Source organism: Buttiauxella gaviniae (assembly GCF_040786275.1).
GTDB lineage: Bacteria > Pseudomonadota > Gammaproteobacteria > Enterobacterales > Enterobacteriaceae > Buttiauxella > Buttiauxella gaviniae_A.
Window position 1 is genome coordinate 1,495,263 of record NZ_JBFMVT010000002.1, and the last position, 16,323, is coordinate 1,511,585.

28 protein-coding genes are annotated in these 16,323 nt (G+C 47.5%); 2 read left to right on the forward strand and 26 right to left on the reverse strand.

All coding sequences use genetic code 11. The features are described from left to right. The 26 genes from rpsM to AB1E22_RS07655 all read right to left on the reverse strand — a co-directional run bounded on the left by rpsM (nucleotide 1) and on the right by AB1E22_RS07655 (nucleotide 13,327). Nucleotides 1–357 (reverse strand): 30S ribosomal protein S13, encoded by a 357-nt coding sequence (gene rpsM / locus AB1E22_RS07530; protein WP_034461763.1) that lies wholly within the window; start codon nucleotides 355–357, stop codon nucleotides 1–3. A gap of 146 nt (nucleotides 358–503) precedes the next feature. Next, nucleotides 504–620 carry a 50S ribosomal protein L36 gene (gene rpmJ, locus AB1E22_RS07535; RefSeq protein ID WP_000868187.1) on the reverse strand — a complete coding sequence of 39 codons (117 nt, stop codon included), beginning with the start codon at nucleotides 618–620 and terminating at the stop codon, nucleotides 504–506. A gap of 30 nt (nucleotides 621–650) precedes the next feature. Continuing rightward, nucleotides 651–1,982 (reverse strand): preprotein translocase subunit SecY, encoded by a 1,332-nt coding sequence (secY, locus tag AB1E22_RS07540; protein ID WP_034499015.1) that lies wholly within the window; start codon nucleotides 1,980–1,982, stop codon nucleotides 651–653. Between the two features lie 7 nt (nucleotides 1,983–1,989). Then, a complete protein-coding gene (gene rplO / locus AB1E22_RS07545; protein WP_034461765.1) occupies nucleotides 1,990–2,424 on the reverse strand; it encodes a 50S ribosomal protein L15 in 435 nt (144 codons plus the stop codon). 3 nt (nucleotides 2,425–2,427) lie between these two features. After that, nucleotides 2,428–2,607, reverse strand: a complete 180-nt coding sequence (rpmD, locus tag AB1E22_RS07550; protein WP_004846568.1) for a 50S ribosomal protein L30 — start codon at nucleotides 2,605–2,607, stop codon at nucleotides 2,428–2,430. Between the two features lie 6 nt (nucleotides 2,608–2,613). Then, entirely contained in the window at nucleotides 2,614–3,114 is a 501-nt protein-coding gene (gene rpsE / locus AB1E22_RS07555; protein WP_121264447.1) for a 30S ribosomal protein S5, read from the reverse strand. 14 nt (nucleotides 3,115–3,128) lie between these two features. Beyond that, on the reverse strand, nucleotides 3,129–3,482 hold the full coding sequence (rplR, locus tag AB1E22_RS07560) for a 50S ribosomal protein L18 (protein WP_367594780.1): 354 nt from the start codon (nucleotides 3,480–3,482) through the stop codon (nucleotides 3,129–3,131). Nucleotides 3,483–3,491: 9 nt separating this feature from the next. Beyond that, on the reverse strand, nucleotides 3,492–4,025 hold the full coding sequence (gene rplF, locus AB1E22_RS07565; RefSeq protein ID WP_367594781.1) for a 50S ribosomal protein L6: 534 nt from the start codon (nucleotides 4,023–4,025) through the stop codon (nucleotides 3,492–3,494). A 13-nt stretch (nucleotides 4,026–4,038) separates the two neighbouring features. Further along, nucleotides 4,039–4,431 (reverse strand): 30S ribosomal protein S8, encoded by a 393-nt coding sequence (gene rpsH, locus AB1E22_RS07570; RefSeq protein ID WP_034461770.1) that lies wholly within the window; start codon nucleotides 4,429–4,431, stop codon nucleotides 4,039–4,041. 30 nt (nucleotides 4,432–4,461) lie between these two features. After that, a complete protein-coding gene (rpsN, locus tag AB1E22_RS07575; RefSeq protein WP_034499021.1) occupies nucleotides 4,462–4,767 on the reverse strand; it encodes a 30S ribosomal protein S14 in 306 nt (101 codons plus the stop codon). A 13-nt stretch (nucleotides 4,768–4,780) separates the two neighbouring features. Continuing rightward, on the reverse strand, nucleotides 4,781–5,320 hold the full coding sequence (gene rplE, locus AB1E22_RS07580; RefSeq protein WP_064561109.1) for a 50S ribosomal protein L5: 540 nt from the start codon (nucleotides 5,318–5,320) through the stop codon (nucleotides 4,781–4,783). Between the two features lie 14 nt (nucleotides 5,321–5,334). Continuing rightward, nucleotides 5,335–5,649: a 50S ribosomal protein L24 gene (rplX, locus tag AB1E22_RS07585; protein WP_367594782.1), complete on the reverse strand. Its 315-nt coding sequence runs from the start codon at nucleotides 5,647–5,649 to the stop codon at nucleotides 5,335–5,337. Between the two features lie 10 nt (nucleotides 5,650–5,659). Continuing rightward, the gene (rplN, locus tag AB1E22_RS07590; RefSeq protein ID WP_008457164.1) at nucleotides 5,660–6,031 is read right to left on the reverse strand and encodes a 50S ribosomal protein L14; all 372 of its coding nucleotides are present in this window, start codon (nucleotides 6,029–6,031) and stop codon (nucleotides 5,660–5,662) included. A 166-nt stretch (nucleotides 6,032–6,197) separates the two neighbouring features. Next, the gene (gene rpsQ / locus AB1E22_RS07595) at nucleotides 6,198–6,452 is read right to left on the reverse strand and encodes a 30S ribosomal protein S17 (RefSeq protein ID WP_367594783.1); all 255 of its coding nucleotides are present in this window, start codon (nucleotides 6,450–6,452) and stop codon (nucleotides 6,198–6,200) included. Then, entirely contained in the window at nucleotides 6,452–6,643 is a 192-nt protein-coding gene (rpmC, locus tag AB1E22_RS07600; protein WP_008457158.1) for a 50S ribosomal protein L29, read from the reverse strand. The genes rpsQ and rpmC overlap by 1 nt, the downstream gene beginning before the upstream one ends. Further along, complete coding sequence (rplP, locus tag AB1E22_RS07605; RefSeq protein WP_008927134.1) at nucleotides 6,643–7,053, reverse strand: 50S ribosomal protein L16; 411 nt, start codon at nucleotides 7,051–7,053, stop codon at nucleotides 6,643–6,645. The genes rpmC and rplP overlap by 1 nt, the downstream gene beginning before the upstream one ends. 12 nt (nucleotides 7,054–7,065) lie before the next feature. Further along, nucleotides 7,066–7,767 carry a 30S ribosomal protein S3 gene (rpsC, locus tag AB1E22_RS07610; protein ID WP_000529945.1) on the reverse strand — a complete coding sequence of 234 codons (702 nt, stop codon included), beginning with the start codon at nucleotides 7,765–7,767 and terminating at the stop codon, nucleotides 7,066–7,068. Nucleotides 7,768–7,784: 17 nt separating this feature from the next. Further along, nucleotides 7,785–8,117: a 50S ribosomal protein L22 gene (rplV, locus tag AB1E22_RS07615; RefSeq protein ID WP_183273267.1), complete on the reverse strand. Its 333-nt coding sequence runs from the start codon at nucleotides 8,115–8,117 to the stop codon at nucleotides 7,785–7,787. Nucleotides 8,118–8,130: 13 nt separating this feature from the next. After that, nucleotides 8,131–8,409, reverse strand: a complete 279-nt coding sequence (gene rpsS / locus AB1E22_RS07620; RefSeq protein ID WP_001138115.1) for a 30S ribosomal protein S19 — start codon at nucleotides 8,407–8,409, stop codon at nucleotides 8,131–8,133. Between the two features lie 16 nt (nucleotides 8,410–8,425). Next, nucleotides 8,426–9,247 (reverse strand): 50S ribosomal protein L2, encoded by an 822-nt coding sequence (gene rplB / locus AB1E22_RS07625; RefSeq protein WP_000301869.1) that lies wholly within the window; start codon nucleotides 9,245–9,247, stop codon nucleotides 8,426–8,428. Between the two features lie 17 nt (nucleotides 9,248–9,264). After that, nucleotides 9,265–9,567 (reverse strand): 50S ribosomal protein L23, encoded by a 303-nt coding sequence (gene rplW / locus AB1E22_RS07630; RefSeq protein WP_367594784.1) that lies wholly within the window; start codon nucleotides 9,565–9,567, stop codon nucleotides 9,265–9,267. Continuing rightward, on the reverse strand, nucleotides 9,564–10,169 hold the full coding sequence (rplD, locus tag AB1E22_RS07635) for a 50S ribosomal protein L4 (RefSeq protein WP_034461782.1): 606 nt from the start codon (nucleotides 10,167–10,169) through the stop codon (nucleotides 9,564–9,566). The genes rplW and rplD overlap by 4 nt, the downstream gene beginning before the upstream one ends. 10 nt (nucleotides 10,170–10,179) lie before the next feature. After that, on the reverse strand, nucleotides 10,180–10,809 hold the full coding sequence (gene rplC / locus AB1E22_RS07640) for a 50S ribosomal protein L3 (RefSeq protein ID WP_034461783.1): 630 nt from the start codon (nucleotides 10,807–10,809) through the stop codon (nucleotides 10,180–10,182). Nucleotides 10,810–10,840: 31 nt separating this feature from the next. Further along, nucleotides 10,841–11,152: a 30S ribosomal protein S10 gene (rpsJ, locus tag AB1E22_RS07645; RefSeq protein ID WP_034461784.1), complete on the reverse strand. Its 312-nt coding sequence runs from the start codon at nucleotides 11,150–11,152 to the stop codon at nucleotides 10,841–10,843. Nucleotides 11,153–11,397: 245 nt separating this feature from the next. Beyond that, nucleotides 11,398–11,772: a hypothetical protein gene (locus AB1E22_RS07650; protein WP_367594785.1), complete on the reverse strand. Its 375-nt coding sequence runs from the start codon at nucleotides 11,770–11,772 to the stop codon at nucleotides 11,398–11,400. Between the two features lie 4 nt (nucleotides 11,773–11,776). Then, nucleotides 11,777–13,327, reverse strand: a complete 1,551-nt coding sequence (locus AB1E22_RS07655; protein ID WP_367594786.1) for an AAA family ATPase — start codon at nucleotides 13,325–13,327, stop codon at nucleotides 11,777–11,779. A gap of 186 nt (nucleotides 13,328–13,513) precedes the next feature. Here AB1E22_RS07655 and AB1E22_RS07660 point away from each other — a divergent pair, with 186 nt between their 5' ends. Continuing rightward, on the forward strand, nucleotides 13,514–14,329 hold the full coding sequence (locus AB1E22_RS07660; RefSeq protein ID WP_367594787.1) for a type II secretion system protein N: 816 nt from the start codon (nucleotides 13,514–13,516) through the stop codon (nucleotides 14,327–14,329). A 1-nt stretch (nucleotide 14,330) separates the two neighbouring features. Next, nucleotides 14,331–16,322 (forward strand): type II secretion system secretin GspD, encoded by a 1,992-nt coding sequence (gspD, locus tag AB1E22_RS07665; protein WP_367594788.1) that lies wholly within the window; start codon nucleotides 14,331–14,333, stop codon nucleotides 16,320–16,322. The last annotated feature ends 1 nt before the right edge of the window (nucleotide 16,323 follow it).

Sequence of the window (16,323 nt, forward strand, 5' to 3'; positions counted from 1 at the left end):
TTATTTCTTGATCGGTTTGCGCGGACCCTTACGGGTACGTGCGTTGGTCTTCGTACGCTGACCGCGCACTGGCAGACCACGACGATGACGCAAACCGCGATAGCAACCAAGGTCCATCAGACGCTTGATGCTCATACTCACTTCACGGCGCAGATCACCTTCAACGACAAATTTGGCAACTTCGTCACGCAGCGTGTCGATTTGTTCTTCAGACAGCTCTCTGATCTTAACATCTTCAGCGATACCCGCCGCGGCACAAATTGCCTTTGAGCGAGTCTTGCCGACACCGTAAATCGAAGTTAAAGCGATTACGGTATGTTTTTGATCAGGAATGTTAATGCCTGCTATACGGGCCACTATGCACTCCTACTATTTAGATTATGCGTCCCATACCGAAAAGCCCGTTTTCAGGATACTCAAATGGAAACGCATAGACATACAAAAGATTGGCTGGCTAATCTAGCCAGCTCAACCCAACTTTGCAAGAAAAATATGCGAGATAATCAGCCTTGACGCTGTTTATGCTTCGGTTCGGCGCTGCAAATCACGCGAATAACACCGTCACGCTTAACGATTTTGCAGTTACGACATAATTTCTTGACGGAAGCACGAACTTTCATTTTTACTCTCCGTAACTTCTCAAGCGACTATTAACGGCCGTAGCCTTTCAGATTCGCTTTCTTCAATGCAGACTCGTACTGACTAGACATCATCAGAGTTTGCACTTGAGCCATAAAGTCCATGATAACCACGACAACAATGAGCAGTGAGGTTCCACCGAAGTAGAAAGGCACCTTCATTGCGTCACGCATGAACTCCGGGATTAGGCAGATAAAGGTAATATACAACGCACCAACCAAAGTCAGGCGGGTCATTACTTTATCAATATACTTCGCCGTTTGTTCTCCCGGACGAATTCCTGGTACAAATGCACCGGACTTCTTCAGGTTATCTGCTGTTTCACGTGGGTTGAAAACCAACGCCGTATAGAAGAAACAGAAGAAGATGATTGCAGACGCATAGAGTAACACATAAAGCGGTTGCCCAGGCTGCAAATACAGCGAAATTGTAGTCAGCCAGTTCCAACCGGTACCGCCCCCGAACCACGATGCAATCGTCGCTGGGAACAGAATAATACTGGAAGCAAAAATTGCTGGAATAACACCAGCCATATTCACTTTCAGCGGTAAATGCGTGCTCTGCGCAGCATAGACACGACGACCTTGTTGACGTTTTGCGTAGTTTACCACAATGCGGCGTTGACCACGTTCAACAAAAACAACGAAGAAGGTCACTGCGAATACTAGTACTGCAACCAACAGCAACAGGAGGAAGTGCAGGTCGCCTTGCCGTGCTTGTTCGATAGTATGGCCAACGGCCGGCGGCAAACCCGCAACAATACCAGCGAAGATTATGATTGAGATACCGTTACCGATACCACGCTCAGTAATCTGTTCGCCTAGCCACATCAGGAACATAGTCCCCGTGACAAGACTCACAACAGCAGTGAAATAGAATGCAAAGCCTGGGTTCAAAACCAGGCCCTGCATACCAGGCATATTCGGTAAACCGGTAGCAATACCGATTGACTGGAATATTGCCAGCACCAGAGTGCCGTAACGGGTGTACTGGCTTATCTTACGACGTCCAGACTCCCCTTCTTTCTTCAACTCTGCTAACGCTGGATGAACCACCGTTAACAGTTGGATAATAATCGATGCCGAAATATACGGCATGATACCCAATGCAAAGATAGAAGCACGGCTGAGAGCACCACCAGAGAACATGTTAAACATTTCAATGATAGTGCCTCGCTGTTGCTCAAGCAGTTTGGCAAGTACAGCGGCATCAATACCAGGGATCGGAATAAAAGAGCCAATACGGAACACAATCAGCGCACCGATAACAAACATCAGTCTGCGTTTCAGCTCGCCAAGCCCGCCTTTAGCACTTTGAAAATCTAATCCCGGTTGCTTTGCCATCTGCTACTTATTCCTCGATTTTACCGCCAGCAGCTTCGATAGCAGCACGAGCGCCTTTAGTGACACGCAGGCCGCGAACAGTTACCGGACGAGAAACCTCGCCAGACAGAATCACTTTCGCGAATTCAATCTGAATACCGATAATGTTTGCTGCTTTCAGCGTGTTCAGGTCAACTACGTCGCCTTCAACTTTCGCCAGATCAGAGAGACGAATCTCACCAGTGATCATTGCTTTGCGAGAGGTGAAACCAAACTTCGGCAGACGACGGTATAACGGCATCTGACCACCTTCAAAACCGCGACGTACGCCACCGCCAGAACGAGAGTTCTGACCTTTGTGACCACGACCACCGGTTTTGCCGAGACCAGAACCGATACCACGACCCAGACGCTTGGAAGCGTGCTTAGACCCTTCGGCCGGAGACAGAGTATTTAAACGCATCTCTTACTCCTCAACTTTAACCATGTAGGAAACCGCGTTGACCATACCACGTACAGCAGGAGTATCCTCGCGCTCCACGGTGTGGCCAATACGACGCAGACCCAGGCCAAGCAGCGTTGCCTTGTGTTTCGGCAGACGACCGATTGCACTGCGGGTTTGTGTAATTTTAATAGTCTTTGCCATGGTCAATTACCCCAGAATTTCTTCAACGGATTTACCACGCTTGGCAGCGACCATTTCCGGAGACTTCATATTCGCCAGGCCATCAATAGTTGCACGAACCACGTTAATCGGGTTGGTGGAACCATATGCTTTAGCCAAAACGTTATGAACTCCAGCGACTTCCAGAACGGCGCGCATTGCACCACCGGCGATGATACCGGTACCTTCGGAAGCCGGCTGCATGAACACACGAGAACCTGTGTGCACACCTTTAACAGGGTGCTGCAGGGTGCCGTGGTTCAGCGCGACGTTAATCATGTTGCGACGGGCTTTTTCCATCGCTTTCTGGATCGCTGCTGGAACTTCACGCGCTTTTCCGTAACCAAAACCAATGCGACCGTTACCATCGCCAACCACTGTCAGAGCAGTGAAGGAGAAAATACGACCACCTTTAACGGTTTTAGATACGCGATTTACCGCGATCAGCTTTTCCTGCAGTTCGCCAGCTTGTTTTTCGATGTGAGCCATCTTACACCTCTACCTTAGAACTGAAGGCCAGCATCACGGGCAGCATCTGCCAGTGCCTGGACACGACCATGATATTGGAAACCAGCACGGTCAAAAGCAACAACAGTGATGCCTTTTTCCAGTGCGCGCTCTGCAACAGCTTTACCCACAGCTGTAGCGGCGTCTTTATTTCCAGTGTACTTCAGTTGCTCAGCGATAGCTTTCTCTACAGTAGATGCAGCTACCAGGACTTCTGAACCGTTCGGTGCGATTACCTGTGCATAAATATGACGAGGCGTACGGTGAATCACCAGACGAGTCGCACCCAGTTCTTTGAGCTTGTGACGTGCGCGGGTCGCACGACGGATACGAGCAGATTTCTTATCCATAGTGTTACCTTACTTCTTCTTAGCCTCTTTGGTACGCACGACTTCGTCGGCGTAACGAACACCCTTGCCTTTATAAGGCTCAGGACGACGGTAGGCGCGCAGATCAGCAGCTACCTGTCCAATCATCTGCTTATCAGCGCCTTTCAGCACGATTTCAGTTTGAGTTGGACATTCAGCAGTGATTCCCGCTGGCAGTGGATGTTCAACGGGGTGAGAGAAGCCCAGGGCTAAACTAACCGCATTGCCTTTCACTGCTGCACGATAACCTACACCAACCAGCTGCAGCTTCTTAGTGAAGCCTTCGGTAACACCGATAACCATTGCATTCAACAGCGCACGAGTGGTACCCGCTTGGGCCCACGCGTTTGCAAAACCTTCGCGCGGAGCGAAAGTAAGTGCATTATCAGCGTGTTTAACTTCAACAGCATCGTTGATTGTACGAGTCAGCTCGCCGTTTTTACCTTTGATCGAAATAACCTGACCGTTGAGTTTTACCTCTACGCCAGCAGGAATAACGACCGGTGCTTTAGCAACACGAGACATTTTATTCCTCCAATTAGGCTACGTAGCAGATAATTTCGCCACCAAGACCAGCTTGGCGCGCTGCACGATCAGTCATAACACCTTTAGAGGTAGAAACGACAGCAATACCCATACCGGCCATAACTTTAGGCAGCTCATCTTTTTTCTTATAGATGCGCAGACCTGGGCGGCTGACTCGCTGAATGCTCTCTACCACAGCCTTGCCCTGGAAATACTTAAGAGTCAGTTCCAGTTCAGGCTTGATGTCGCCTTCAATTTTAAAATCTTCAATATAGCCTTCTTCTTTCAGCACGTTGGCAATTGCCAATTTCAGCTTGGAGGAAGGCATGGTGACCGCAACTTTATTCGCGGCTTGACCGTTACGGATACGGGTCAGCATATCCGCGATCGGATCTTGCATGCTCATCTGTCTTTACTCCCGTGATTCAATTGGATATTACCAGCTAGCCTTTTTCAAGCCAGGTACTTCACCGCGCATAGCGGCTTCACGAAGCTTAATACGGCTCAACCCGAATTTGCCCACATAACCATGCGGACGACCAGTTTGGCGGCAGCGGTTACGCTGACGGGACGGGCTGGAATCACGCGGCAGAGACTGCAGCTTAAGAACCGCATCCCAACGATCTTCGTCGGATGAGTTCACACCAGAGATGATAGCTTTCAATTCCTCGCGTTTAGCGCGGTATTTGTCGGCCAGTTTCACGCGAACGACTTCGCGTGCTTTCATCGATTGCTTAGCCATTAGTAACCCTACCTTACTTACGGAATGGGAAGTTAAAGGCAGCCAGCAGAGCACGGCCTTCATCATCAGATTTCGCAGTAGTGGTAATGGTAATATCCAAACCACGAACGCGATCGACTTTGTCATAATCGATTTCTGGGAAGATGATCTGCTCACGGACACCCATGCTGTAGTTACCACGGCCATCGAATGACTTAGCGGACAAGCCACGGAAGTCACGGATACGTGGTACAGCAATGGTGATCAGGCGCTCAAAGAACTCCCACATGCGTTCGCCACGCAGAGTTACTTTACAGCCGATCGGATAGCCCTGACGGATTTTGAAGCCTGCAACTGATTTGCGTGCTTTGGTGATCAACGGCTTTTGACCGGAGATTGCTGTCAGATCAGCTGCTGCGTTATCCAGCAGTTTCTTGTCAGCGATCGCTTCACCAACACCCATGTTCAGGGTGATCTTCTCGACCCGAGGGACTTGCATGACAGAATTGTAGTTAAACTCAGTCATGAGTTTTTTAACTACTTCGTCTTTGTAGTAATCATGCAGTTTCGCCATCGTACTACTCCAAATTACTTGATAGTTTCGCTGTTAGATTTGAAGAAACGGACTTTTTTGCCCTCTTCGAATCTAAAGCCTACACGGTCAGCCTTGCCGGTTGCCGCATTGAAGATTGCAACGTTAGAAACTTGAATAGCAGCTTCTTTTTCAACGATGCCACCTGGTTGGTTCAGGGCCGGAACCGGCTTCTGATGTTTCTTAACCAGGTTGATACCTTCAACAATGAGCTTGCCGGAAGACAAGACATTCTTAACTTTACCGCGCTTACCTTTATCTTTACCGGTTAACACGATAACTTCGTCATCACGACGGATTTTAGCTGCCATGATTCGCTCCTTAGAGTACTTCTGGTGCCAGAGAGATAATTTTCATGAACTTCTCATTACGCAGTTCACGAGTTACCGGCCCAAAAATACGCGTGCCGATTGGCTGCTCGCTGTTATTGTTTAAAATAACGCATGCATTACCATCGAAGCGAATGACAGAACCGTCCGGGCGACGAACACCCTTCTTGGTGCGCACCACTACCGCTTTCAGGACATCGCCTTTCTTCACCTTACCACGTGGAATTGCTTCCTTGATGGTAATTTTGATGATGTCGCCGACGCCTGCGTAGCGACGGTGCGAGCCACCCAGAACCTTGATACACATTACGCGACGTGCGCCGGAGTTGTCGGCCACGGTCAGCATAGTCTGTTCTTGGATCATTTCAGTGCTCCGCTAATGTCAACTACTACTTCGGGACCCATAATTAGGTCGTTAAAAAGCCCCATAAACGAGGGCGCGGCATTATAACACCGGTTCCTGAATATGGGTAGAAAAAATAAACGGCTCATTTACTGAGCCGTTTATTCGTTAGAGAAAGCTTACTGTATTACAGAACCGCTTTCACTACAACGCGAACAAGCGTCCAGGACTTAGTCTTGGACAGTGGACGGCATTCGCGGATTTCAACCACGTCACCGATACCACATTCGTTGTTCTCGTCATGTACGTGCAGTTTGGTCGTACGTTTGATGAACTTACCGTAAATCGGGTGTTTCACCACGCGTTCGATGGCAACAACAATGGATTTCTCCATTTTATCGCTGACAACGCGACCTTGCAGAGTACGGATTTTATCGGTCATTACGCACCCGCCTTCTGAGTCAATAAAGTCTTAACACGAGCAACATCACGACGCACTTGCTTCAGCAGGTGAGTCTGTTGCAGTTGGCCACTTGCCGCTTGCATGCGCAGGTTGAACTGCTCACGCAGCAGGTTCAGCAGCTCGGTGTTCAGCTCTTCAACACTCTTTTCACGCAGCTCTTTTGCTTTCATTACATCACCGTCTTAGTTACAAAGGTGGTTTTGATCGGCAGTTTCGCTGCTGCCAGCTTGAATGCTTCACGGGCCAGCTCTTCTGGTACGCCGTCCATTTCATACAGGACTTTGCCAGGCTGAATCAAGGCAACCCAATACTCTACGTTGCCTTTACCTTTACCCATACGCACTTCAAGCGGCTTTTCGGTGATCGGTTTGTCCGGGAATACACGGATCCAGATCTTACCCTGACGCTTAACTGCACGGGTCATTGCACGACGTGCTGCTTCGATCTGACGTGCAGTCAGACGACCACGGCCAACAGCTTTCAGACCGAAAGTGCCGAAGCTAACATCCGTACCGGCAGCCAGACCACGGTTGCGGCCTTTGTGCACTTTACGGAATTTTGTACGCTTTGGTTGTAACATCAGCGACTCTCCTTACTTACGGCCTTTACGCTGCTGCTTTTTAGGTTGAGCAGCCGGTTTTTCCGGTTGTTCAACAGCAGCCATCCCACCCAGGATCTCACCTTTGAAGATCCACACTTTAACGCCGATTACACCATAAGTGGTGTGCGCTTCAGAGGTGTTGTAGTCAATGTCAGCACGCAGAGTGTGCAACGGCACGCGACCTTCACGGTACCATTCGGTACGTGCGATCTCGGCGCCGCCCAGACGGCCGCTAACTTCAACTTTGATACCTTTAGCGCCCAGACGCATGGCGTTCTGTACAGCACGCTTCATAGCACGACGGAACATAACGCGACGTTCCAGCTGAGAAGTGATGCTGTCAGCAACCAGTTTTGCGTCCAGTTCAGGCTTACGAACTTCGGCGATATTGATCTGTGCAGGAACGCCAGCGATATCCGCTACGACCTTGCGCAGTTTTTCTACGTCTTCGCCTTTCTTACCGATAACGATGCCAGGGCGAGCAGTGTGAATAGTCACACGGATGCTCTTAGCTGGACGCTCGATTACGATACGAGATACAGACGCCTTCGCCAGTTCCTTAGTCAGGTACTGACGAACTTTAAAATCGCTGTCCAGGTTGTCAGCGAATTCTTTGGTGTTCGCAAACCAAGTAGAGTTCCATGGTTTTACAATACCCAGGCGAATACCATTAGGATGTACTTTCTGACCCATTGCTAGTCTCCAGAGTCTCAGCGATCGGACACAACCACAGTAATGTGGCTGGTGCGCTTCAGGATGCGATCTGCACGACCTTTTGCACGCGGCATAATGCGCTTCATGCTTGGGCCTGCGTCTACGAAGATTTTCGCGACTTTCAGATCGTCAATGTCAGCGCCATCGTTGTGTTCAGCGTTAGCAATGGCAGATTCCAGAACTTTCTTGACCAATACAGCCGCTTTCTTGTTGGTGTAGGTCAAAATTTCCAGTGCCTGCGACACTTTCTTACCGCGAATAAGGTCAGCAACAAGGCGAACCTTTTGAGCAGAAGAACGAGCGTGGCGATGTTGAGCTAAAGTTTCCATCTCTTCCTCCTACTTATTTCTTCTTGGCTTTTTTATCAGCAGCGTGACCGCGATAAGTACGTGTCGGTGCAAATTCACCCAGTTTGTGACCGACCATTTCGTCGGAAACAAATACCGGAACATGCTGACGACCATTATGGACAGCGATGGTCAAACCGATCATGTTAGGAAAGATCGTTGAACGACGGGACCAAGTGCGCAGGGGCTTCTTGTCACCGCTTTCCACCGCTTTCTCTACCTTCTTCAGCAAGTGCAGGTCAATAAAAGGACCTTTCTTGAGAGAACGTGGCATGGCTTATCCTCTAAAATTATTTGCTACGGCGACGTACGATGAATTTATCAGTACGCTTGTTGCTGCGGGTCTTCTTACCTTTGGTCTGAACGCCCCACGGAGTTACCGGGTGCTTACCAAAGTTACGACCTTCACCACCACCGTGTGGGTGGTCGACTGGGTTCATCGCAGTACCGCGAACGGTAGGACGAACACCACGCCAGCGAGCAGCACCCGCTTTACCCAGAACGCGCAGCATATGCTCAGCATTGCCAACTTCGCCCAGTGTTGCGCGGCAGTCAGCTTCAACTTTACGCATTTCACCAGAACGCAGACGCAGGGTAACGTAAGCACCATCACGTGCAACGATCTGCACATAGGTACCAGCGGAACGTGCCAGCTGACCGCCTTTACCTGGTTTCATTTCTACGTTATGAACAGTAGAACCAACCGGGATGTTGCGCATCGGCAGGGTGTTACCAGCTTTGATTGCAGCATCAACGCCAGATTGAATCTGGTCGCCAGCTTTCAGGCCTTTAGGGGCCAGGATGTAACGGCGTTCGCCATCTTTGTACAGAACCAGCGCGATGTTCGCGGAACGGTTCGGATCGTACTCAAGACGCTCAACAACAGCTGGGATACCGTCTTTGTTGCGTTTAAAGTCAACAATACGATAAGCCTGCTTGTGACCACCACCAATGTGACGAGTGGTGATACGGCCATTGTTGTTACGGCCACCGGATTTGCTGTTTTTTTCAACCAGCGGAGCAAAAGGTTTGCCCTTATGCAGCTCAGGGTTGACCACTTTAACTACGTGGCGACGACCCGGAGATGTCGGTTTACATTTAACAACTGCCATTGTTTTTCTCCTCCGACTTACTCAGCGCCGCCGACGAAGTCCAGATTCTGGCCTTCCTTCAGGGTGACGTAAGCTTTTTTCCAGTCGCTACGACGACCGATACGCTGTCCATGACGCTTAGTTTTACCTTTAACTACCAAGGTATTAACGTCTTTAACTTCAACTTCGAACAGTTTCTCAACAGCAGCTACGATCTCTGCTTTGGTCGCGTCTTTTGCAACTTTGAGAACGATGGTGTTAGTTTTTTCCATCGCCATAGATGCTTTTTCAGATACGTGCGGCGCGCGCAGTACTTTCAGCAGACGTTCTTCACGGATCATGCCAGCATCTCCTCAACTTGCTTAACTGCATCAGCAGTCATAACGACTTTGTCGAAGGCGATCAGGCTAACTGGGTCGATTGTTGCTGCATCGCGCACGTCAACCTTATGCAGGTTACGCGCAGCCAGGAACAGATTCTCATCCAGTTCGCCAGTTACGATCAGCACATCTTCCAGAGCCATGTCTTTCAGTTTCTGAGCAAGCAGCTTAGTTTTAGGCGCTTCAACAGAGAACTGTTCGACAACGATCAGACGATCCTGACGTACCAGTTCGGACAGAATGCTTTTCAGCGCTCCGCGGTACATCTTTTTGTTAACTTTTTGACTGTGGTCCTGCGGGCGAGCAGCGAAGGTTACGCCACCGGAACGCCAGATCGGGCTCTTAATAGAACCTGAACGCGCACGGCCGGTACCTTTCTGGCGCCACGGCTTTTTACCGGAACCAGTTACTTCAGCACGGGTCTTCTGAGCACGAGTACCTTGACGGGCACCAGCTGCATAAGCAACTACAACCTGGTGTACCAGCGCTTCGTTGAAATCACGACCGAAGGTAGTTTCGGAAACAGTCAGCGCGCTTTGCGCGTCTTTCAATACTAATTCCATTGCTATCTCCTCACGCCTTCACAGCTGGTTTAACGATAAGGTCGCTACCGGTTGCACCCGGAACAGCACCCTTAACCAGCAGCAGGTTGCGCTCAGCGTCAACGCGTACTACGTCCAGGCTCTGAACGGTTACACGTTCGTTGCCCAGTTGGCCTGCCATTTTCTTGCCTTTGAACACTTTGCCCGGAGTCTGGTTCTGACCGATAGAACCCGGAACGCGGTGAGACAAGGAGTTACCGTGGGTAGCGTCCTGGGTACGGAAGTTCCAGCGCTTAACGGTACCTGCGAAACCTTTACCTTTAGAGGTGCCAGTTACGTCAACTTTTTTGACTTCAGCAAACAGCTCAACGCTAATGTCTTGACCTACAGTGAACTCTTCGCCTTCAGCAAGACGGAATTCCCACAGGCCACGGCCAGCTTCTACGCCAGCTTTAGCGAAGTGACCAGCTTCCGGCTTAGTTACACGGCTAGCTTTTTTAGCGCCAGTGGTAACTTGAACAGCACGGTAGCCGTCGTTAGCCAGGTCTTTAACCTGAGTAACACGGTTTGCTTCTACTTCGATCACGGTTACTGGGATAGAAACGCCGTCTTCTGTGAAGATACGGGTCATACCCACTTTTTTACCGACTAAACCAATCATTGTTTCAACCTCTCAATCGTCAATGACCTGATTAACCCAGGCTGATCTGCACGTCTACACCAGCAGCCAGATCCAGACGCATCAGAGCATCAACGGTTTTCTCAGTTGGCTCAACGATGTCAACCAGACGCTTATGAGTGCGAATTTCGTACTGATCACGCGCGTCTTTGTTGACGTGCGGAGAGATCAGAACGGTAAAGCGCTCTTTGCGGGTCGGCAGCGGGATCGGACCACGTACTTGCGCACCAGTGCGCTTAGCAGTCTCGACGATTTCCGCAGTTGATTGATCGATCAGACGATGATCAAACGCTTTAAGGCGGATACGGATTCTTTGGCTCTGCATGAGACCATAGCTCCAATTATTTTATAGACGAAAAAAATCACTACTCACACCCATTACGATTGATGGGGGAGTGTAATCGTTCATACATAGTTCCCCAATTGGGAACATTGTCGACAGTAACTTCACTGTCAGGTTCATATCGAACCAGCCGTCAATTAAGACAGGCCCGCGCATTATACGTATTTGGTACGTTGATGCAAGCTAAATGCCACGTTTAAGTAGCTTCAATACTGTTTACGGAGAGATTATTTGTCTTTCATTTCGTCAAGCGCTCTCTGTACATTTAACCGCAGGGCTTCATTCTCTGCTGTTCCGGATTCATTCGTGCTTTCTACTGGCGCATCTGCAGTGTCATCGGGAATTTCTTCTGACGGTAAAGAGGCATCATCAGACTCACCTGGGTTTTCTACTTCAACCTCTGCTACCGGTAGCGGCTGCTTTCTGAATACATAGCGCTGGTTTGAAATTTTAAAATCACTTTCTTTCACAACGTCTGGCTCTTCTTTTATAGAGGCGAAACGTTGCAGCCAGTAGTAATGCCCATAATACCCACCAGCCAGACCAGCGATGAGTGCGCAAATACTCAGTGAAAAAGCAGCGATATTAAATAAACGATTCATACTGTTACCTTACTAACGATGCAGGAATAGTATTGTTGCCCTCTGCTGTATTTTGAGCGGGAATATTTTGCATAACCACAGGGCTTTGTTTCGATACCTGCATTAATTTTATCAAGGTTGATTTCCCCGCTACGCCATCGGCATAGAGGTGGTTTTGTTTCTGAAAAAGTTTTACTTTCTCCGTGACCACAGGCGTCCACTCTCCTTTTGTCGAGAGGGGCACATTAAGCACGCGACTTAATAGAGTATCTAGCCACATCACCGTTTCCTGCTCGCTTTTGGAATTGATTAAATTTGTCATACCAGGCGCAGGTTTCCACAGCAGCGTGTACTCCCCTTTCCACATGGTTTCAAACCAACTACGTTTTACAGTCCAGGTGGACTGATGAATCAAAAGATCCAACGTATTTTCGTTTGCACTGATCACCACCGCATACACAGACTGAGTTCCTGCCGTTAACCTGGCTATCCAAGGTAAGTCCTGCTGTTCCAGATTTTTTAATGATGACTTACCTGACACGCATTCCAGTTCAGCCCTTGAAGCCTGATCACACCATGCTTCTTCCACGGAGACGTCATACCCCCAAACGTTAAAAAGTTTGATTAGCCCGTCTTGACTCGTAGTTTGTTGCGCAAAAATATCGGGTTCTTTTACAACCGCTTTAGCCGCAGGAAGTGGCTTAAGAAGCCAGGAAGGGATAGGTAGCGCTGGCTCTATTACACCGAATAAAGACCACCCCAACCCAGAGCCAAGCATTGCATAGATCAATAACACCCCACTACAGCGCAGGCCTTTACGCCACCTACCCATCACCTCTGAGATGATTGTCTTTTCCTGTTGCTGACTAAGGGGGCCATTGCTTCCTTCACCAATGAGTTCTTTCACCCTATCAGCTACTCGCTGCATCCCTCTTAGATTACCGTTTGTCAGTTTGAGTATCCGCTCGGTAAACGCAATGCTAAATACAGATAGTTTGTTTTCTTCAAAGGCGAGACATGAGGACATAAAGAGATGACATTCTTCAACAGTCGGAACCGGCATTTTGACGTGAGCTAGTTTAAGGCCAAGGAGATTCTTATCGCGTCTAAGTTCTTCATCTCCAACCAAAAGCAATGCAATTTCTGCCTCAGTACAGGATATAACCTGCATAAATTGAGCCACAAAGCTCACAAGACTTTTGCCCATTAAATGTGCGTTTTCGAGTACCAGTAAAACAGGACTCGCTGATTTCATACAGAGAGAAAGGGTCTCACCCCATTCAGATGAATGGTTAAAATGTCGAAATGGCAAAGTCTGTGTCCACTTATTGTTATTTGCTAAAGACAAACTTGCAGAACCCTTACCCCAACTTGCCACAATAAAAATCGCTGCATTACCTGGATAATTCTCAATAAGTTGACGAACAAGCGTGGACTTCCCCCCTCCAGCAACACCGCTGATAAAAGCGATTCTTTCCCTAAAAAGCTTTTGAATTAAATAAGTAATGGTGTTTTTATTATCTAATTCAATCCTATATATATTTGTAGAAGTAATTTTTTTGGATTCCGATTCCATAAGAAGTATACCACAGACATTATTTGTTAAAAATTCCAGGTGAAGTTATTACTAGCTAAAATTGGGGTTTGGCAATTACCTTAACACCATTAAAAAACATTGAATAGATAACATGAGAATTATATTATGCCATAGTCTATGTTCATGACAACGATTTCCAAATGTTAATAATGGGTAATATCTATCGTGCCAGCAGGGCTGCTTTCTAATCTATACAAGTATAGAATTTATTTATTATACACATGGTTAATAGCTGCTTGCATTTTTATAGCAGGCATCAATTTCACAACCTACATCAATAATATTCACACAATGAATGCAATACAGGAAATAATAAACAAAGCGAATAAAAAAAACTCGCCAATTGATAATCCCATATTCCCGCTTGCAGAAAAAATCACGGTACCTATTAAGGAAATAGAAAACACTCATTCACAAAACACCAATTTAAACATCACACTCAATGCTATTATCATGAGTAGTTCCACAGCAAAATCTCTGGCAACAATTACCAGTCCTCAGGGGCAAAAAAACTACCATGAAAATGATAAACTTGATGGATTTAATTCAGCTATCATTCGTAAAATATCTTCGAACAGTGTAACAATTGAAAATGAAAACCATTTAGAAGAATTAGTGCTATTAGCAGAAACCAAAGAACATGTCATATTGCACGAAAAAATGGATTTTCCAGAAAAACAGGTAAAAAAAACATTATCAGATTTTTTCGTGATCAATAGTATTTATGAAAATGGAGAGATCATTGGCCTACGCATCCGTCCCAAAAAGGATGGAGAACAATTAATAAAATCAAAGTTACTACCGAGCGACATTGTTATAAAAATAAATAACACCTTGTTAAATAATGAGAATGCCGTTGCACTAGCTACCCAGGAGCTCGAAACTTCAGACACAGCCCAGTTCACAGTGTCTCGGAACAATCAGGACATGCTGATTAAAATATCAGTACAAGAATTAATTGCTATGACGGATCAAAATTAAAATGAAATTTCCCGCCCTACGCCTGGCTTATACCCTGGCTACTGCATTATTCATTTATGGCCAATCGACTTCACCTGTATCAGCAGAGCAATATACGGCCAATTTCAAAGACGCGAACATCCGTGAGTTTGTTGATGCCGTGAGTCAAAACACCGGGAAAACAATTCTTATTGACCCTGCGGTAAATGGAACAATTTCTGTTCGCAGCTACGATATTTTCAATGAAGATGAATACTATCAATTTTTCCTGAGCGTATTGGATTTATACGGTTTTTCAGTTGTTACCCTTGATAATGGATTAATAAAGGTAGTGCCATCCGCCTCGCTAAAAACATCACCAGGATCTATCAGAGACAATTCACGCCCGGGTATTGGCGATGAAATCGTCACCCGTGTGGTTACCCTTCAAAATGTTCCTGCCAGAGAACTTGCCCCTTTGTTACGCCAAATGGCCGATGGTGGCTCTGTGGGAAATGTAGTGAATTACGATCCCTCCAACGTCCTGATTATTACCGGTAGAGCCTCACTGGTTAATCGATTGCTGGAAGTCGTCAAACGTGTTGATGTTATGGGTAGCCAGCAGCAACAAGTCATTCATCTGAAATATGCATCTGCGGTGGATCTTGCGGATGTCATCAATGATTTGGTCCGCGAAGAATCGAAAGAGCAACCTGCTCAAATCTTACTACCTAAATTGGTTGCAGATAAACGAACCAACTCACTCATTGTCAGTGGACCAGATAAAGTCCGCCAACGTGCAATAACGCTTATCGACAAATTGGACCGCGAACAACCTAACGAGGGGAATACACGCGTTTTCTACCTAAAGTATGCAAAAGCAGAAAAACTGGTTGAAGCTTTAACCGGCATTTCGGAAAAACTTAAAGACGATAAGAAACCGACCCAACAAACCACCACACCCGAAAATGACTTGTCTATTACGGCTGATGAGCAAACCAACTCGCTGATCATCACGGCCGATCAGAACATCATGCAGCAGCTAGAAGATGTCATTGGTAAATTAGATATACGTCGCGCTCAGGTACTCGTAGAAGCCATTATTGTCGAGGTCCAGGACGGCAACGGGATGAACCTTGGTGTGCAATGGGCAAATAGTCAGGTGGGCGGCCAACAGTTTACCTCGACCGGATTACCGATCTTTAACGCAGCCCAGGGCAGGAAGCAATATGAAAAAGAGGGTGGAATAACCAGCAACAACCCAATTTACAGCGCGCTTGGCAGCTTCAATGGGCTTGCTGCTGGCTTTTTTGATGGCGACTGGAGTGTTCTACTCACTGCACTTTCCAGTAACAGTAAGAACGATATTCTCTCCACACCCAGCATTGTGACGCTGGATAACAAAGAGGCGTCGTTCAATGTCGGCCAGGATGTACCAGTGTTATCTGGTTCCCAAACAACGTCAGGGGATAACGTATTTAATACTGTGGATCGTAAGACCGTGGGTACCAAGCTGAAAGTAACCCCACAAATCAACGAAGGTGATGCGGTGCTAATGGAGATTGAGCAAGAAGTTTCCAGTGTAGATAACACATCCACCTCATCGACCCTTGGCCCAACCTTTAACACACGAACAATTCAGAATGCCGTGCTGGTAAAAAGCGGTGAAACTGTTGTTTTAGGTGGTTTAATTGACGACGCAACAAAAGAGCAGGTTTCCAAAGTGCCATTGCTGGGTGATATCCCCCTCATTGGCCAACTGTTCCGCTACACCTCAACCGATAAAAATAAACGCAACCTAATGGTGTTTATTCGCCCAACCATTATCAGAAATGACGACGTCTATCGCTCGCTATCTAAAGATAAATACACTCGTTTCCAGTCTCTTCAGAAGGAGCGCATTGAGAAACACACCACTGGCGTTGTCGATGCCGAAAGTCGCCCGGTTTTGAACGATATTGATTTCAAGTCCCCATCCTCTGGCTCAACAGCACCGGTTAAAACTTCCGGGCCGCGTAACCCATTTAGTGGCTGAA

What these genes read in the sequence shown, in the direction of transcription:
- rpsS (WP_001138115.1), bottom strand. Translation starts at nt 8,409, where the DNA reads ATGCCACGTTCTCTCAAGAAAGGTCCTTTTATTGACCTGCACTTGCTG.
- rpsQ (WP_367594783.1), bottom strand. Translation starts at nt 6,452, where the DNA reads ATGACCGATAAAATCCGTACTCTGCAAGGTCGCGTTGTCAGCGATAAA.
- rplV (WP_183273267.1), bottom strand. Translation starts at nt 8,117, where the DNA reads ATGGAAACTTTAGCTCAACATCGCCACGCTCGTTCTTCTGCTCAAAAG.
- AB1E22_RS07655 (WP_367594786.1), bottom strand. Translation starts at nt 13,327, where the DNA reads ATGGAATCGGAATCCAAAAAAATTACTTCTACAAATATATATAGGATT.
- rplW (WP_367594784.1), bottom strand. Translation starts at nt 9,567, where the DNA reads ATGATCCGTGAAGAACGTCTGCTGAAAGTACTGCGCGCGCCGCACGTA.
- rplE (WP_064561109.1), bottom strand. Translation starts at nt 5,320, where the DNA reads ATGGCGAAACTGCATGATTACTACAAAGACGAAGTAGTTAAAAAACTC.
- rplB (WP_000301869.1), bottom strand. Translation starts at nt 9,247, where the DNA reads ATGGCAGTTGTTAAATGTAAACCGACATCTCCGGGTCGTCGCCACGTA.
- rpsC (WP_000529945.1), bottom strand. Translation starts at nt 7,767, where the DNA reads ATGGGTCAGAAAGTACATCCTAATGGTATTCGCCTGGGTATTGTAAAA.
- rplF (WP_367594781.1), bottom strand. Translation starts at nt 4,025, where the DNA reads ATGTCTCGTGTTGCTAAAGCACCGGTCGTTATTCCTGCTGGCGTAGAG.
- rplR (WP_367594780.1), bottom strand. Translation starts at nt 3,482, where the DNA reads ATGGATAAGAAATCTGCTCGTATCCGTCGTGCGACCCGCGCACGTCAC.
- rplP (WP_008927134.1), bottom strand. Translation starts at nt 7,053, where the DNA reads ATGTTACAACCAAAGCGTACAAAATTCCGTAAAGTGCACAAAGGCCGC.
- secY (WP_034499015.1), bottom strand. Translation starts at nt 1,982, where the DNA reads ATGGCAAAGCAACCGGGATTAGATTTTCAAAGTGCTAAAGGCGGGCTT.
- rplX (WP_367594782.1), bottom strand. Translation starts at nt 5,649, where the DNA reads ATGGCAGCTAAAATCCGTCGTGATGACGAAGTTATCGTGTTAACCGGT.
- rpsJ (WP_034461784.1), bottom strand. Translation starts at nt 11,152, where the DNA reads ATGCAGAGCCAAAGAATCCGTATCCGCCTTAAAGCGTTTGATCATCGT.
- rplD (WP_034461782.1), bottom strand. Translation starts at nt 10,169, where the DNA reads ATGGAATTAGTATTGAAAGACGCGCAAAGCGCGCTGACTGTTTCCGAA.
- rpmD (WP_004846568.1), bottom strand. Translation starts at nt 2,607, where the DNA reads ATGGCAAAGACTATTAAAATTACACAAACCCGCAGTGCAATCGGTCGT.
- gspD (WP_367594788.1), top strand. Translation starts at nt 14,331, where the DNA reads ATGAAATTTCCCGCCCTACGCCTGGCTTATACCCTGGCTACTGCATTA.
- rpsN (WP_034499021.1), bottom strand. Translation starts at nt 4,767, where the DNA reads ATGGCTAAGCAATCGATGAAAGCACGCGAAGTCGTTCGCGTGAAACTG.
- rpsH (WP_034461770.1), bottom strand. Translation starts at nt 4,431, where the DNA reads ATGAGCATGCAAGATCCGATCGCGGATATGCTGACCCGTATCCGTAAC.
- rplN (WP_008457164.1), bottom strand. Translation starts at nt 6,031, where the DNA reads ATGATCCAAGAACAGACTATGCTGACCGTGGCCGACAACTCCGGCGCA.
- rplC (WP_034461783.1), bottom strand. Translation starts at nt 10,809, where the DNA reads ATGATTGGTTTAGTCGGTAAAAAAGTGGGTATGACCCGTATCTTCACA.
- AB1E22_RS07650 (WP_367594785.1), bottom strand. Translation starts at nt 11,772, where the DNA reads ATGAATCGTTTATTTAATATCGCTGCTTTTTCACTGAGTATTTGCGCA.
- rpsE (WP_121264447.1), bottom strand. Translation starts at nt 3,114, where the DNA reads ATGGCTCACATCGAAAAACAAGCTGGCGAACTGCAGGAAAAGCTGATC.
- rplO (WP_034461765.1), bottom strand. Translation starts at nt 2,424, where the DNA reads ATGCGTTTAAATACTCTGTCTCCGGCCGAAGGGTCTAAGCACGCTTCC.
- rpmJ (WP_000868187.1), bottom strand. Translation starts at nt 620, where the DNA reads ATGAAAGTTCGTGCTTCCGTCAAGAAATTATGTCGTAACTGCAAAATC.
- rpmC (WP_008457158.1), bottom strand. Translation starts at nt 6,643, where the DNA reads ATGAAAGCAAAAGAGCTGCGTGAAAAGAGTGTTGAAGAGCTGAACACC.